The 13,917-nt window shown below is 60.7% G+C and carries 27 protein-coding genes; 26 read left to right on the top strand and 1 reads right to left on the bottom strand.

The window, feature by feature from the left end:
* The first annotated feature begins 2 nt into the window (after positions 1 to 2).
* From C1A15_RS17385 to C1A15_RS13695, 19 genes are all read left to right on the top strand, one after another.
* Positions 3 to 1,178, top strand: a complete 1,176-nt coding sequence (locus tag C1A15_RS17385; RefSeq protein WP_180953109.1) for a tyrosine-type recombinase/integrase — start codon at positions 3 to 5, stop codon at positions 1,176 to 1,178.
* On the top strand, positions 1,175 to 1,399 hold the full coding sequence (locus C1A15_RS13765; RefSeq protein ID WP_101723091.1) for a hypothetical protein: 225 nt from the start codon (positions 1,175 to 1,177) through the stop codon (positions 1,397 to 1,399). The genes C1A15_RS17385 and C1A15_RS13765 overlap by 4 nt, the downstream gene beginning before the upstream one ends.
* The gene (locus C1A15_RS13760; RefSeq protein WP_101723090.1) at positions 1,396 to 1,785 is read left to right on the top strand and encodes a Lin1244/Lin1753 domain-containing protein; all 390 of its coding nucleotides are present in this window, start codon (positions 1,396 to 1,398) and stop codon (positions 1,783 to 1,785) included. Before C1A15_RS13765 ends, C1A15_RS13760 begins: the two co-directional genes overlap by 4 nt.
* Positions 1,786 to 1,934: 149 nt before the next feature.
* Complete coding sequence (locus C1A15_RS13755; RefSeq protein ID WP_101723089.1) at positions 1,935 to 2,351, top strand: hypothetical protein; 417 nt, start codon at positions 1,935 to 1,937, stop codon at positions 2,349 to 2,351.
* Positions 2,348 to 2,836 (top strand): hypothetical protein, encoded by a 489-nt coding sequence (locus C1A15_RS13750; RefSeq protein WP_101723088.1) that lies wholly within the window; start codon positions 2,348 to 2,350, stop codon positions 2,834 to 2,836. Before C1A15_RS13755 ends, C1A15_RS13750 begins: the two co-directional genes overlap by 4 nt.
* A gap of 29 nt (positions 2,837 to 2,865) precedes the next feature.
* Complete coding sequence (locus C1A15_RS13745; protein WP_101723087.1) at positions 2,866 to 3,675, top strand: hypothetical protein; 810 nt, start codon at positions 2,866 to 2,868, stop codon at positions 3,673 to 3,675.
* A gap of 5 nt (positions 3,676 to 3,680) precedes the next feature.
* Positions 3,681 to 4,004, top strand: coding sequence for a hypothetical protein (locus C1A15_RS13740; protein WP_146001865.1), 324 nt, complete (start codon positions 3,681 to 3,683; stop codon positions 4,002 to 4,004).
* Positions 4,001 to 4,177, top strand: coding sequence for a hypothetical protein (locus C1A15_RS17075; RefSeq protein ID WP_180953108.1), 177 nt, complete (start codon positions 4,001 to 4,003; stop codon positions 4,175 to 4,177). The genes C1A15_RS13740 and C1A15_RS17075 overlap by 4 nt, the downstream gene beginning before the upstream one ends.
* Positions 4,174 to 4,470, top strand: a complete 297-nt coding sequence (locus C1A15_RS13735) for a hypothetical protein (RefSeq protein WP_101723085.1) — start codon at positions 4,174 to 4,176, stop codon at positions 4,468 to 4,470. The genes C1A15_RS17075 and C1A15_RS13735 overlap by 4 nt, the downstream gene beginning before the upstream one ends.
* Entirely contained in the window at positions 4,457 to 5,119 is a 663-nt protein-coding gene (locus C1A15_RS13730; protein WP_101723084.1) for a hypothetical protein, read from the top strand. The genes C1A15_RS13735 and C1A15_RS13730 overlap by 14 nt, the downstream gene beginning before the upstream one ends.
* On the top strand, positions 5,116 to 5,265 hold the full coding sequence (locus C1A15_RS17070) for a hypothetical protein (protein WP_180953107.1): 150 nt from the start codon (positions 5,116 to 5,118) through the stop codon (positions 5,263 to 5,265). The genes C1A15_RS13730 and C1A15_RS17070 overlap by 4 nt, the downstream gene beginning before the upstream one ends.
* Complete coding sequence (locus C1A15_RS13725; protein ID WP_146001864.1) at positions 5,262 to 5,756, top strand: hypothetical protein; 495 nt, start codon at positions 5,262 to 5,264, stop codon at positions 5,754 to 5,756. The genes C1A15_RS17070 and C1A15_RS13725 overlap by 4 nt, the downstream gene beginning before the upstream one ends.
* On the top strand, positions 5,753 to 5,935 hold the full coding sequence (locus tag C1A15_RS13720; RefSeq protein ID WP_101723082.1) for a hypothetical protein: 183 nt from the start codon (positions 5,753 to 5,755) through the stop codon (positions 5,933 to 5,935). The genes C1A15_RS13725 and C1A15_RS13720 overlap by 4 nt, the downstream gene beginning before the upstream one ends.
* Complete coding sequence (locus tag C1A15_RS13715; protein WP_101723081.1) at positions 5,928 to 6,179, top strand: hypothetical protein; 252 nt, start codon at positions 5,928 to 5,930, stop codon at positions 6,177 to 6,179. The genes C1A15_RS13720 and C1A15_RS13715 overlap by 8 nt, the downstream gene beginning before the upstream one ends.
* Entirely contained in the window at positions 6,172 to 6,534 is a 363-nt protein-coding gene (locus C1A15_RS13710; protein ID WP_101723080.1) for a hypothetical protein, read from the top strand. Before C1A15_RS13715 ends, C1A15_RS13710 begins: the two co-directional genes overlap by 8 nt.
* Positions 6,534 to 6,815 (top strand): hypothetical protein, encoded by a 282-nt coding sequence (locus C1A15_RS13705; protein ID WP_101723079.1) that lies wholly within the window; start codon positions 6,534 to 6,536, stop codon positions 6,813 to 6,815. The genes C1A15_RS13710 and C1A15_RS13705 overlap by 1 nt, the downstream gene beginning before the upstream one ends.
* Positions 6,812 to 7,006: a hypothetical protein gene (locus C1A15_RS16875; RefSeq protein WP_146001863.1), complete on the top strand. Its 195-nt coding sequence runs from the start codon at positions 6,812 to 6,814 to the stop codon at positions 7,004 to 7,006. Before C1A15_RS13705 ends, C1A15_RS16875 begins: the two co-directional genes overlap by 4 nt.
* Entirely contained in the window at positions 7,003 to 7,359 is a 357-nt protein-coding gene (locus C1A15_RS13700; RefSeq protein ID WP_101723078.1) for a hypothetical protein, read from the top strand. Before C1A15_RS16875 ends, C1A15_RS13700 begins: the two co-directional genes overlap by 4 nt.
* Positions 7,360 to 7,515: 156 nt before the next feature.
* Positions 7,516 to 7,743 (top strand): hypothetical protein, encoded by a 228-nt coding sequence (locus C1A15_RS13695; RefSeq protein ID WP_101723077.1) that lies wholly within the window; start codon positions 7,516 to 7,518, stop codon positions 7,741 to 7,743.
* Here C1A15_RS13695 and C1A15_RS13690 read toward each other — a convergent pair.
* Positions 7,715 to 8,023 carry an outer dense fiber protein 1 gene (locus C1A15_RS13690; protein WP_101723076.1) on the bottom strand — a complete coding sequence of 103 codons (309 nt, stop codon included), beginning with the start codon at positions 8,021 to 8,023 and terminating at the stop codon, positions 7,715 to 7,717. The genes C1A15_RS13695 and C1A15_RS13690 overlap by 29 nt on opposite strands.
* Before the next feature lie 215 nt (positions 8,024 to 8,238).
* Between C1A15_RS13690 and C1A15_RS13685 the strand changes: the two genes are divergently transcribed.
* The 7 genes from C1A15_RS13685 (at position 8,239) to C1A15_RS13650 (ending at position 13,867) form a co-directional block, all read left to right on the top strand.
* The gene (locus C1A15_RS13685; protein WP_101723075.1) at positions 8,239 to 8,541 is read left to right on the top strand and encodes a hypothetical protein; all 303 of its coding nucleotides are present in this window, start codon (positions 8,239 to 8,241) and stop codon (positions 8,539 to 8,541) included.
* Positions 8,534 to 9,019, top strand: a complete 486-nt coding sequence (locus C1A15_RS13680; protein ID WP_146001862.1) for a hypothetical protein — start codon at positions 8,534 to 8,536, stop codon at positions 9,017 to 9,019. The genes C1A15_RS13685 and C1A15_RS13680 overlap by 8 nt, the downstream gene beginning before the upstream one ends.
* A 384-nt stretch (positions 9,020 to 9,403) precedes the next feature.
* Positions 9,404 to 9,766 carry an HNH endonuclease gene (locus tag C1A15_RS17435; RefSeq protein ID WP_101723072.1) on the top strand — a complete coding sequence of 121 codons (363 nt, stop codon included), beginning with the start codon at positions 9,404 to 9,406 and terminating at the stop codon, positions 9,764 to 9,766.
* A 127-nt stretch (positions 9,767 to 9,893) separates the two neighbouring features.
* Positions 9,894 to 10,265, top strand: coding sequence for a hypothetical protein (locus tag C1A15_RS13665; RefSeq protein ID WP_101723071.1), 372 nt, complete (start codon positions 9,894 to 9,896; stop codon positions 10,263 to 10,265).
* A complete protein-coding gene (locus C1A15_RS13660) occupies positions 10,258 to 11,955 on the top strand; it encodes a terminase TerL endonuclease subunit (protein ID WP_101723070.1) in 1,698 nt (565 codons plus the stop codon). Before C1A15_RS13665 ends, C1A15_RS13660 begins: the two co-directional genes overlap by 8 nt.
* A gap of 24 nt (positions 11,956 to 11,979) precedes the next feature.
* Positions 11,980 to 13,293 (top strand): phage portal protein, encoded by a 1,314-nt coding sequence (locus tag C1A15_RS13655; RefSeq protein WP_245865099.1) that lies wholly within the window; start codon positions 11,980 to 11,982, stop codon positions 13,291 to 13,293.
* Positions 13,286 to 13,867 carry an HK97 family phage prohead protease gene (locus tag C1A15_RS13650; protein ID WP_245865098.1) on the top strand — a complete coding sequence of 194 codons (582 nt, stop codon included), beginning with the start codon at positions 13,286 to 13,288 and terminating at the stop codon, positions 13,865 to 13,867. Before C1A15_RS13655 ends, C1A15_RS13650 begins: the two co-directional genes overlap by 8 nt.
* Positions 13,868 to 13,917: the final 50 nt, after the last annotated feature.

Here is a 13,917-nt window from a genome sequence, read left to right as displayed (position 1 = left end):
CGATGCACCAGAGTGCAGACGGCGTGTGGTGGACGCGGCCCTATCTGGGAACGGATAAGGTGACGCATAAGCCAATTAGGCCATACAAGCGCTTCCCCGAGGCGAGAGACGAGGACGAGGCGCGCACGCTCGCGATCGAGTGGCTGGCGGGCATGTCGGAGTTCACGGAGCTTCAGATCGGCCCCACCGTGGCCGACATGGTGGGGCGCTACATCGGCATGCTGCCGGTGCTCGGCGACTATTCGCCGAGCACCGTGGAGACCTACCGATCGTCTTACGAGTGCCATGTCATTCCGCTGCTAGGCGATATACGAGCGCGCGAGCTTAAGCCCTACCACGTCACCACGGCATTCCAGATAATGGCTATTCGGGGCGGCAAGCGGGGAAAGCCCGTGGACAGGGCTTCGATCCTCAAGGTGCATGCGCTCTTGTCCGGGGCTTACCGGTGGATGGTGGAGTCGCACGTGTGCGACGTAAACCCCATCGCCTCGGTTCCGCGTCCGAAGCCCGGTCCGAGCATGGCCGTGGCGTACGACGAGGACGAGTTCGGAACGATCTGCGAGGCGCTGCTGGCGATGATGGAGAGTGACAAGACCACTCGGGATAACATCGCACGCCGCAACCTCGCGATGGCGAGCTACGTCGAGCTCAACACCGGCGCGCGCTTGGGAGAGGTATGCGCCCAGGCGCGCGCCGATGTCCGTCGAAGGTTCTGCGATTTCCACGTGGGCCACACGATGATCGAGCGTCCGAACCTGCGGCGCAAGAGGATGCCGAAGAACGCGTCGAGCGTACGCAACATATCGGTCGATGACGAGGTGATGGGAGTCGCCGACGCCCACTTCGCGTGGCAGGACGGCTACCTCGACGATGCGGGCCCCAAGACGCCGCTCGTGTGCACCGAGCGAGCGACGTGGATGAGGCCGTCCACCCTCTCGGCGCAGTACACCGCACTGCGTAAGAGCCTGGGGCTGCCTGAGGGCACTACCTCGCACACGCTGAGGCATACGCACGCGACGTGGCTCATATACGAGGGCGCAGATATCAAGACCATCCAGGGTAGGCTCGGGCACGCGTCGATCAATACGACACTCAACCTCTACGCCCACATCCTCCCGGGTGCCGATGCTGCAGCGGCCCGGGCGTTCGCGGACGCCCGGAGGAGGTGCGTTCCATGAGCGGCGAGCTTGAGCGTGCGAAGCGGGCGGCGGAGGAGGCGTGGCGGCGCAAGTGGGAGCAGCAGCCGCCCGACGAGGAGCCGATCTACCACTACGCGATAGGCCTCGACTGCGCCCCATCGGTGTTTGAGCAGATACAGCGCGTCATAGCGACGCAGAAGACGTACAACCGCACGTATCGGTACTACCCTGCGGCGGACGGAAAGAACAGGAGAGAATGATGGCAAAACCCTACATTAAACTCGATCTGGACTGGCGCGAGGACTCGAAGGTAATTCTTTTCGAATCGCGCTACAAGAAAGCGGCGCTCGTTGATCTCGTGCAGCTCTTCGTGCTGCTCGGCGAATTCGGTGGGAGCATCGACATGACCGACGAGGGTGCGCGTCTGCGCGTGCAGAAGGTGCTCGGTAAGAGTGCTGCGGAGACGAGGCGCTTCATCGACCGGTGCGCCGAGTGCGGCATAGTGTCGAAGGAGGCGTGGGAGGCGCTCGAGCGCGTCGGCAGCGAGCGGTCGGAGAAGGACGGGACGGCGCGCAAGAAGCGCCGCGACTACGCGCTGGCGGCGTCTGCCGCTGCGGCGGACAAGAGGGATACCGTGACACCGTGACGGATGCCGCCACGGATTGATTCCGCGAATTACGCACTTCCACCCATTATTAATTACCTATTGTCTATTACCCATTATCAATCAGAGAGTCCATCCCGGAGCGCTTGCGTGTCGTAACGCCGCTAAGCACTGGGAAGATCGGAGGCGTCATGCCCATCAAGAATTACACGACGAAGATCGCCGCCGTCAGGACGGTTGGCGAGATCCAGGAGATACTCGGCACCCACGGCGCGAAGGGCGTGCTCACCGAGTACGGGGCGGACGGCAAGGTGGGCTCGGTGTCGTTCTCCTACGCCGCCGCCTACGGCGATCGGTCGTTCAGGCTTCCCGCCAACGTCTCGGGCGTGCACGGTGCTCTGATCGCCGAGGGCGTCAAGTGCGACCGCGATCAGGCCGAGCGCGTGGCTTGGCGCATCCTGCGCGATTGGGTCGATGCGCAGATGGCGATCGTGGAGGCGGGTCAGGCGAGCGTGGACGAGGTGTTCATGCCCTACATGCTCGACGGCGGGCGCACGCTCTACGCGGCCTACGCCGGAATGCTGGGAGAGGGGGCGAGCGAGCGATGAGCGACGAGCGCACCCTGCCCATGCTCGACGAGCGCGAACCTAACCCCGCCTCCGCTGCTCTACTGGCCTCTGCCGAGCGCATCGTGCACGAGGAGTGCTGTGCGAACGGCTGTGCCGTCTACGACGATGCGATGGGTGACAGCCCGCTCGTCTGCACCTCCTTCGCCCCGTCCTTGCGTGCTCCGTTGGAATGCACGGGGTTCCGCTGCGATGCGGCAGGCGTCGAGCTGCCCGCGTGCGAGCCCATGACGGTGGGGGAGATGGTCTATGGATCAGACCACCTGACGGGGCTTCCAGATTTCGGATTCGGAGCGCCGATCATGTGCGGCATCGACTACGCGGGCGACCCTGACAAGACGGCCGGGGCGGTGTGCCAACACCCTGCCAACAGCCCAGCGATCAGAACGGAGCTGCGCGTCGTGAAAGACCTGATGGATGCGATCGAATCGGGCGAGGCCTGCGCGACCGTTGCAAAGAACAAGTAATTCTTTTGAATTTGATTGAGGAGCACGATATGAGAGACATGGATAAGTACGTCGTGTCTGGTGATTACGCCGCCGAGCGCATCCGCAAGGCCGTCGAGGGCGCGCCGAAGCCGGATGCCGAGAGCGACGCAGAGCGCGCGTGCGCCGCGCTGCTGGATTGGCGCGACCAGGTGGCCGGCATGCTCGGCATCGACGCCGGGAGCATGGCCGACGAGGTGCAGGACGCCATCATGGCCGAGCTGGACAAGCGCCTGATGCCTCCTGGTATGGAGTGGATGAGGTTCGGTGACGGCGAGCGCGTAGAGTTCGGGGACGCCTGGCTCGATGGCGTCGGCGATCCGCACGTGCTCCATGCCGTCGAGTTCCTCGACGAAAAAGCGGCGTTGATGGGCGCACGCGTGATCATGCGAGGGCGGACGTACTCAAACGACGATTCCATCGAGTACAACCTGTGGCCCGGCGAGCGTGTCAAGCGCCCCGAGCCGGAGGTGCTGGGAGCGGACGGCTTGCCGATCAAGGTTGGCGATACGGTGTACACGCCAGCCGGAACGAAGATGACCGTGCGAAATATTACGGGCGACATGGTGTCTGCTGGCATCCCGACCTCAGACCGCGCTCACGCTCACATGCTAGCGCGTTTTCTCACCCACACCACTCCGGACACCAATGAGCGCATCGACAAGGATGCGAGCATGCCCCCTCGGCGCTACTACGCAGACAAGATCGGCCACGATGTCGGACTCAAAGACGACGAAGAGGTGTTCGCCGCGGTTGCGCTCGACCTGCTGCGCCGACAGCGCGAGCTGGACGCCAAGACGATGGGAGGCGATGCGGAATGAGCTGCGTGATCGAAGACAAGCCTCGCGGCGTGCTCTCCGAAGCGACGCGAGACAGCGCAGACGCGGTGCTCGGACGCAAGCTGACGGAGGGCGAGCTGCGCCTGATGCCGTACCTGATCCATTGCGCGATGGATCAGCAGCCGGTGGAGCGAGCCAAGGTCACGCCTGACGAGAAGGAGATCCTAAAAGACTGGACGGAGCGCGGCGTTTGCCGTTGCTACCCATTCAACGTGCCCGTCGCCGCCACCAAGGAGTTCTGGCTGCTCATGGCGGACGCGGCGTTCGAAGGGTACGTGCTGGAGCTGCCCGGAGGAGGCGATGCCTCATGAGCGTGCTCTACGCCGGGTGGGACGTCGAATCGCTCGTCCGCCGCCTCAAGGAGCGCATGGACGGCATCCGCGCCCTGTGCGCGACCGTGCTTGAGCGCGACGATGCGGGCGAGGACGCACGCGAGCTTGCCGAGGGCGTGCTGTACGAGCTGGAAGGGGGCGATGCGGAATGATGCCACCGACCCCGTGGCAGTGGCAGTTCCCGCCGCGCCAGGAGCGGGTGCCGCGCGACGACTACGAGCGCGACAGACAGAACAGGCAGATCCACAAGGGGGAGGTTAGGGCACACATCGCGTTCAGCAGCCGCGACGATGACGGATTGCTGCCCTACGCCATGGAGCTGATGGACGTGATCCACACATGCGAGACGGCGCTGAGGGAGTTCGATCCATGCCAGCTCGACAGGATCAAGGCGCTGGTGATCAGGAAAAACGACGACAGGGGGTACTACGATGGGCGAGCTTAAACCCCTATCGCAAGACGACCGCGAGTTTCTGGCCGACCTGCAGCGCGAACTGCTTACCCAAGATCACGACTGCCAAGCGGCTCCAAGGTTCTGGGTGGTTCGAGATAAGGACTGGGAAACCTGCTGGGAGGAAAATGCCGAGCGGACGGCGCTCTGCTGCTGCGATGGCGAGGTAGACATCGAAACAGCTCTTGAGTGTTTAGGTAGCAAGTTGTTCGAGGACGAGAGCGACGAGGAAAAGATCGACTCGATCATAGAGCTTGGGAAAGGCGAATACTGGAAAGCCCCGGTGAGGATCGAGACCCGCATAGTTCCGAACACCATGTTTTTAACAAAACGCGAGGCGCAGGAGTACATACGAATCCAGCGCCACAACCTGCGCATGGAGCCTCATACCTACGCTATGGGAACCTACTACAGCACGCAAGTAGAAAGGCTGCTTGAACTGCTTGAAACGACTGACTGGAACGCCCGCTGGGAGCGCACGTGCCATGCGGTTGGCAACGATGGCAAGCCGTACGAACCTGATCGCTCTTGCTATCTGCTCGAGGCGCATTGCGACGAATGTTGGGGCTATCTCGGAGGCCGCGATCAGAGCCATGTCGGCGAGTACTGCCCAGAGTGCGGCGCGAAGGTGGTGGAGCGATGAATCAATGGGGTCTAGCCGGATTGTTGATGACGTACTCGGAGAAGGCGCGAAAAGCAAGCAGCACCGAGCGTTTGCAGGAGCTGGCGCGCGAGCTGAAACGCGAGCTGAACGCCTCCGAGATAAAGCGGATGAAGGTGGAGAGATGAGCGCGAGGAGCGATACGACCGCCATGCTGTCGGCCCTCGTCGAGAAGCGCCTGAAATCGCGCTACCGCCTGTGGGCGGCCGAGGTGAGCTTCGGCAAGAACACGTCCGAAGAGGTGCGGGTGGACTACATGGGGTTCAAGCCGCGATCCGTCGGCTACGTCATAGGCCCCGCGAGCGTGGAGATGGGGGAGTTCGACTGCTACGAGGTCAAATCGTGCATGGCGGACTTCGCCAGCGGCCACGGCCTCAACTTCGTCGGCGACCGTAACTACCTGGTGTGCACGCGCGATCTGGCCGAACGGTTGCGCGACGAGCGGAAGCTACCATGGGATGCGAGCGCGGTGCTCGTGCCCGACAAGGGCTGCACGAAGCTGCTCACATGGGTGGATCGCAGCCATTGCGCGGAGTCGAGGCGCGTGCACCCGGCCTCCGAGATGCTGTGGCAGATGGTGACTGCGCATTACACGAGATACGAGAGCGAGGAGCGATGACCAACTGGGAGAAGTACTTCGGCACGGCCGATCTGGCCGCGCTGTCCACGATAGAGCCGTACGCAGACGCGCTGAGCGGCGCGCAGATGATCCGCGTGACGCACGAGGGCCGCGAGGTCGCCGTGGCCAAGGCGCGCTACTTCGGCGTGTGGCTCAAGATGGAGGACGACCATGACTAGGCCGACCGATCTGCTGAGGGAATACGGCAGCGCCGTAAGGGGCTATTGGGGCGATCACGACGGCAGGGGCGTGAAAGCGCGCCTCGACGATCTCGCCGACTTGATCGAGGAGACTGGCAATGCCGATCTGCACGACGGTGCATCGTCCGAAGAACGCAGCTATTTGGAGCTGTGCCAGCACGGGAGAGGGCATTGGGCGAGCTTTTGCGACGCCTACGGGTGCGAGGAGGCCGACCATGACTAGCCCCATGCCCCGCGACAGCCTGGGGCGCATCGTGTACGTCGGGGACGTGCTGGATGGAGGCGCGGTTATCATGACGATTCTGCGCGATGACGAAGCGAAAATTGCGTTTCCGACCGGCGGCGTGGGGTTCATCCCACTGCGCTTCGTCGAAATCTGCCTCGCAGCCTCACCACTGAGCACCAACTACGAGCGGTACTTCGCCGATCTGGGGGCGCGCGAGGAAGTCGAGTTCGCATTCTTCTCATGGCCGTGCAAAAACGTCGATGCGCCAGAATGCGTTACGTGCCCGTTCGAGCTTGTCGCTGGTGAATGCCGGTACTTTCCTGTTTGGCTGGACGAAAAGGCGGTGGTCTGATGGTCGAGTACGTAATCGCCGAAGACGAGTACCGAGCCGCGATGCGCAAAGCGTACGAGGCGGGAGCGTCGGGGCGCGAGGTCTACACGGCCCGCGACTACCTGACTCGAGAGCTGGTGAGGTGCGGGGATTGCAAGCACTACGATGGATACGACACATGCGATCTGCTCACCCACGCGCTCATCAAGCTGCACGACCGCAAGCACATGGCAAGAAGCTGGCACGTCGGTCAATACCACTACTGCGCCTGGGGCGAACGGATGGAGGAGCCATGCCGATGAGCGAAGGGGTCGCCAGGACGAGAACCATGCGCCGCGTCGGTGCCGAACCGATACCCGGCAAGGGGTGCGCCATGCGCTACGAGCACTTCTGCGGCTCATGCGGCAAGCGCATAAGCCGCTTCGCGCGGGTCTGCCCGTCGTGCCGCACGCCCGTGCTGCTGCCCGAGAGTGAGGGGGGCGATGCGCGATGACGCCGATGGTCACCACATGGACGGTTGATGACGACGACGAGTGCAGCGTGCCGCCGGAGTTCGGCGGCATGTCGTGGGAGCCGCGAAAGACGTGCGGGACGTGCGCGATTGGCGACGACACGACCGTGTGGTGCGCCAAGCGCGGGAGACGCGTGCCGGTGTGCCATGAGGTTTGCGACGAACACGAGGAGCGCGCCGACAGCGTGGAGCAGGTGGCCCGGGAGGCCGTATACAGCTTGGTTGCGATAGGCGAGGCGCAGTTCGCTCGAGGCAATATGTCCACAGCGCAATGCGCGCTGGATTGGGCTAAGGAGTGCATCGACAGGCTCAATGCACTGGGGGTGGAGGTGTGAGTATCCACTATCGGCAGCGACAGCCGTCCGGCTGCTGCGGGTGTGCGGCGGCGCTTGCGATCGTCTTCGGTTTGACTGGCGTCACGGCGTACTTGTGCTGGGGTATCGGATGCTGGGCGTTGAGAGGCGTTTCCGTCGCAAGGGAAAGCGGGAGACATGCGCGAGTATAAGATATGCGTCTGGGGGCGAAACTACATCACCCTCGACGTTGTAGGCGAGGTGGCTGTCACGACCGACCGAAAGCGCCAGCTCGTGCACCTCGAAGCCGCCGGCAAGGCGAGCGCAAAGGAGGTTGCGATAGCTTGCGACGGGGTTGCGGCAAGCGTGCGGGTGCTCGATGACGTGCTTGACGGTATCAAGGCGGTGGCGGATCCTCGGGGATGACCTGCTCGACGAACCATTTCGACCTGGTGGGAGAGACGCGCGTTCCCACGTCCTCGAGGAAAAGGAACGTGCGCTTTCCTCCCACCTGCACGTCGTATCGCAAGCCGAAGCCGCCGACTTTGAGCGACGTGCAGGTTCGAGGGTTGCCGAACTGGCTCTCCACGTCGAAGCGGCGCCCGTCTCCCCATACGACGGCCAAGGGCTGTATGCGCCCGTCATCGCACCACCTCGCGATCACTTCGACGTATCGTTTCTTGTAGCCGGCGATTCTCTGAACCATGTCTTCTGCGCTCCTTCCGGGCGAAGATAATAGAACAAACGTATGTGCATGGCAACATGACGATCAATGTGATCATGTTTGCGGCTGGCGCTCCAACGTCTGCACCTTACGCATCGCTTCGGCGGTGCATTTTCGTATATATCCTGATCGTAAACTGATAACTAAAGCGATAAATGTATAATGGAGCAATCTGCAGACGCGAAGGACGGAGGGTCATGGCAGTACAAATGGGTAAGGGCCAGCTCAAAACATACCTATGCAACGTGATCGACCATATGGAGGAGGACAGCGAGCGTTACCGCAGGTTCTCCAAGCTTTTCTTGACGGCGACGGGAGTGATCGACGCCGAAGGAAACCTCACCGAAGAGTACCGCTGCTCTCCGTACTGGGTGGGAGGCGATGACGGCACGCCTTTACGCGCGAGCGTTCAAGCCGAGCTGATGGGCAAGCTCTCGCCTGATGTCCGCGCCGCGATCATCGAGATGGAGAGCGGGCGGAATGGCGGTGCCGATGCCTAGCCAACTCTCGCGTTCGCCGAAGTATAGGGAGGCCATGCGCTACTATTCCGGCGTGCTCGCAAACGAGCGGCGTATCCGCTGCCTCGAGTCGGAGATAGAGCGCCAGCAGTCGCGCCTTGCCCTCAACGGCGTCGATGGAGGGGAACAGGTGAGCCGCACCATCGCTGGCGACGCGATGGAGCGCGGTTTCGTCAAGCTCTACGATCTGATCGACGATCTTAAAACAGAGCTTGCTGGCTACGTGGACGAGCGCGCGGCCGCTATGCGAACCCTCGACGATCTGCCCGACGGCGACATGGTGGAGATCGTATACCTGCGCTACTTCGAGGGCATGCGCTTCAACGCGATACACAGGCTGCTGACGCTCGACGGGCGGCCCATGAGCGAGCGTAAGATGTACTCGCTGCATGAGCAAGCCCTGTGCAGACTGTGGCGCTCCATCCCGCGCGAGGAACGCCAGAGAAAAATCGTGCAGTAAATTGCAGTAAAAACTGCGCTATAGTGATATTCAGGTTGAGCCGTCCCGTTCGGGGCGGCTCTTTTCATGCCCTGCGTGTTCGGGATGTCAGGTAATCCGAGGTGCGCGGCAACCGCACGGGGACGCTGGTTCGAGTCCAGCCGCAGGGCTCATCATACGTTCGATCGAAGGAGGTTTCGTTGGCTTACTGTTTGACGTGCGGGAAGCTGCGCGAGATCAGGGGCGGCATGTGCGACCAATGCCGCAAAGATGAGGCGGCGCGCAAGGGCCAGCGTTCTCGATGCGAATCACCGAAGATAGAGGTTCGGGTACGCGACGGCAAGATGTTTGCCGTCGTGCCGAAAGGGTTCGTCTGCGCGGTGCGCGACCGCTTTCTCCAAGGCGATGCTTAGGGCATGCCCTGTCTGCGGGCGCATCCACGACGCGTCGCGCAAATGCAGAGCGAAGAGAGCACCGAGGCTGTCGGCGGCTGATCGGTTTCGTAACACCAAGGAGTGGCAGGATGCGCGGGACGAGGCGCGCGAGCGCGACATGAGCATGTGTGTGGTGTGCCGCAGTAAAGGGATCGTCACTGTCGATGACCTTTCGGTGCATCACATTGTTCCACTTGAGGAGGACTACGAGCTGCGTGCGGAGTTGGACAACCTGGCAACGGTTTGCGGTGAGCATCACCGCGAGGCTGAGCGAGGCGATATAAGCCGCGATTTTCTGCGTGACTTGATAGGACGGTATTTGTGTCGCGGATGAGTATCCCCCCGGCTGTAGCGCGTTCTCGTGGCCTCTCAGCTATACACCACTGCCACACCCCTAAACACGACGCAAATGATTTCCCGTGGGTTTTTTGGAAAGAGACACGAGAGGAGGTGCAAGCCCCATGGCCCAAAACAAGGTGATCGACCTGCGCGCCAAGGCTGAGGAGATCATGCGGATCGCTGAAACGTACAGCGTGGACAAGAACTTTCTGTTCCTCACGACGTTCAAGCGCTACCAGTTTCAGATCGGCGCGCTCGAGCAGCTTGAGGAAACGCTCAACGAGGACAAGCTCTTGGTGACCAAGGAGTATGTAAAAGGCCGCAAGAACCTCTATGCACATCCGGCGCTTGCCGAGTACGCAAAAATGTCGACGGCGGCAGACCGCACCGTTGCCACGCTCATCAAAATCGTCAACTCCTTCAAGGAGGGGGAAGACGACGATGACGGCGAGGATCCGTTGATGGCCGCGCTGCGCGGCGAGCCGGTTGAATGAGCATCCGAGCTACCGCTACGCGCGGGCCGCCGTCGATGGGGAACTGACCGACGCCTGGGGCAAGCCGACCAAGGCACCGGCCTACGTCATCAAGCAGTGCAGAGAGTTCGTGGCGATTTGCGATGGTGAGAGCGAAGAATGGATGATCGACGAGAAACGGGCGCGCGTCATCGATAACATCCTCAAGCTGCTTGTCATGCCGAAGGGGCTCAAAGCCGGTCGGCCCATCTACGATTGCACGATGGGGTACCAGTGGCTCATCTACATCGCGATCTTCTGCGTTGTGTACCAGGACAACCCGGCGAAGCGCCGCTACGAGACGGCGGTGCTCGAGATCTGCCGCAAGAACTTCAAGACCTACACGGTGGCGATCATCTTCATTATTGCGTTTCTGCTCGAGCCGGCATTCTCGAAGTTCTACAGCGTGGCTCCGGACGGTGCGCTATCGCGCGAAGTGCAAGAGGCTATTTCGGAAACGCTCAAGTCGAGTCCGGCGGTGTACAAGCGTAAGAACAAGAACAGGTTCAAAATCTTGCGTGACTACATCAAGTTTTTGCCGACCGAAACGAAGTACATACCGCTGAACTACACCAACAGCAGATTCGACGGAAGACTGCCGAACGTGTTTCTCGCTGACGAGGTGGGAGCGCTGCCGAACTCGTATGCCGTGGAGTCGATGCGCTCGGGTCAGCTCAACGTGGTGAACAAGCTCGGGTGCATCATCTCGACGAAGTATCCGACCTTCGACAACCCGTTCGAGGATGAAGTCGACTATGCCAAAAAGGTGCTCGACGGCATACAGGACGATGTGACGGTGTTCGCGCTTCTGTACGAGCCTGATGAAACGAAAGCGTGGATGAGCGACGACCTCATAATGCAGCAGGGAAACCCGGTCGCTTTGGAGATCGCGGAAATCTGGGAAGACCTCGTGAAGAAGCGCTCGCGCGCCATCGCTTCGGAGAGCGCTCGGGAGAACTTTTTGACCAAGCACTGCAATATCGTCTACCAGTGCAGCACCGAAAGCTACGTGCCAATCGACGCCGTGCGTGCCGGATCGCTTCCAGGAATCGATTTTTCGGGACGCGAGCTGTACGTAGGCGTCGACCTTGCCATGACCAACGACAACTGCGCCGTCGCCGTCGCGTTCGAAGAAGACGATGAAATCTACTGCGACGTGAAAGCGTTCTTCCCTGCCGACCGCCAGAGTGAGAAGTCGATGTCGGAGAAGATCGATTATCAGCAGTTCGTAGACGCAGGATGCGCCGTGCCCTGCGGAGGTATGGTGGTCGACTACTCGCAGATCGAAGAATTCGTCATGCGCATCGAGCGGGAATACGGCGGCACGGTCGTTTCGGTCGGCTACGACCGCTTCAATGCGATTTCGAGCGTGGGGAAGTGGGAGGGTGCGGGACTCACCTGCGTAGAGATCAAGCAGCATTCGAGCGTTTTGCATCCACCCACAAAGCTCCTGTCCGAGAAGATCGAGGGCGGGCGCTTCCATTTTCAGCCGAACAGGCTTTTGGAGATCAACTTCCAGAACGCCAGGTGCACCTACGACACGAACCTGAACCGCTACGTGAACAAGAAGCGCTCCAATGGCAAGGTCGATATGGTGGCGGCGCTGCTCAACGCTGTGTACCTGCTGCAACAAGACATCATCTTCGGCGATGACTTCATCGCCCAGTACTAGAGAGGAGGTGCGATATTGGGAATCATGCAATTTATGACACGGACGGCAGATGCTCAACCGGCCCAAGAAGAAGTGACGTCGGATGACCTACTGGTCGGCTCGACCTCCTGCGCTGTGACAATTACGAAGAAGGAGGCCATGGCTATACCGGCGTTCTCGTCGTGTGTTGACACCATATCGGGAACCGTCGCGTCGCTGCCGATCAAGCTCTACCGCAGATGTGGTGACAGCATTGAGGAGATGGAGGACGATCCACGCGTACTTATGCTCAACGGCGATACTGGCGACACGCTCACGGGTCCGGAAATGATCAAGGCTATGGTGGAGGATTACTACTGCTCGGACACGGGCGGCAACATGTTCATAAACCGCCCGTACGAGTTTTCCAACAAAATCCAGAGCTTGCATTACGTCAAAGCCGAAGACGTGCAGCCGCTCGAAAACAAGTACGACCCGATCTTCAAGCTTGTCCGATACAACGTTGCCGGGCGCGTGTACGAGCCGTGGCAATTCGTTCGAATACTTCGCTCGACACGCAACGGACGCTTCGGACGCAGTGTCATCACGGCGAACCAGGAAGCGCTGCAAGTTGCCTACATGACAATGCTCTACGAGCGGGCTCTTGTTCAGCGCGGCGGCAGCAAGCGCGGATTCTTGTCAGCGCCGAGAAAGCTCGGAAAGAAAGCACTCGATGCGCTGAGAGGTGCATGGCGGCGGTTTTACGGAACCACCGACGAATCGGTTGTCATCATGAACGACGGGCTCACCTTTCAAGAAGCGTCAACGACCTCAACCGAAATGCAGCTCAACGAGAACAAGCAGACCAACGCAAATGACATCTACAGCATGTTCAAGATGCCGCCTGAGATTATCAGGGCGGGAGGAACGAAGGATGCTTCGAAGAACGCCCGCGAGAACTACGTGCGTTTTTGCATCATGTCGCTTCTTGCCGAATTCGCCGCAGCGCTCAACCGTTCGCTTCTCCTCGAATCGGAGAAGCCCGATTGTTTCTTCGGCTTTGATTTGTCGGAGTTCACCAAGGCCGACATGAAAGAGCGGTGGGAGGCATGGAGGATCGCCAAAGAGGGTGGCTTCGTGATGCCCGACGAGGTTCGCAAGCGCGAAAACATGCCGCCACTTGGATTGAACCACGTGAGCATGAACCTTCGCGACGTGCTCTTCGATGTCGCCGCGCAGAAGATCATCGTGCCGAACACCGGCAGCGTGATCGATTTGAACAACCTTCCAGCGGCCCAAGGCCAAATGCCTGTAATCCAAGCGGAAGAAACCGGAGAACAACCAATTGAAGGAGGTGAGATTTTTGAAGGTAGTGCTTAGAAGCGATTCGGTGGAGATCGATGGGTATGTGAACGCCGTGGGGCGTGAGTCTCGCGTTCTGCGCGACAGCGACGGGTACTTTACTGAAACGATTGCGCCAGGCGCGTTCGCCCGTGCGCTTGCTCGCGGCAAACGCAAGATGTTGCTCAATCACGATGAAGAGCGTGTGATCGGCACCGAGGGCGAGAACCTCGAACTCAAAGAGGATGCCATCGGCTTGCATGCCCACGCGACCGTGACCGATGCCGAGGTGATTGAGAAAGCGCGCAAGAACGAACTGCGAGGATGGAGCTTCGGCTTTTACCCCGTCAGGCAGCGTTTCGACGAGGCGAATGGGATGCGTCACCGCACCGTGGAGGATATGGAGCTCACCGAGGTGTCCATCATCGATACGCGAAAGCTCCCCGCATACGTCGCAACGAGCGTGTACACGCGCGATGCCGGAGATGACACGCAGATCGAGATCCGCACGATGGATCTGCAAGACGTGGAGATGAGCGAGGAGCGTGCGGCAGAGCCGCCTATCGACTACTCGTATTACCGCAACGCCATCAGCGAGCTCAAAGCCGAATAAGCGGCGAGGACAACCAGAGGGACAAGCGCCAGAAGGGCGCTTTTTTTATG

It is taken from the genome of Eggerthella timonensis (assembly GCF_900184265.1).
GTDB lineage: Bacteria > Actinomycetota > Coriobacteriia > Coriobacteriales > Eggerthellaceae > Eggerthella > Eggerthella timonensis.
Note: the sequence above shows the minus strand (reverse complement) of the source record. Positions and strands in the feature narration are given on the sequence as shown.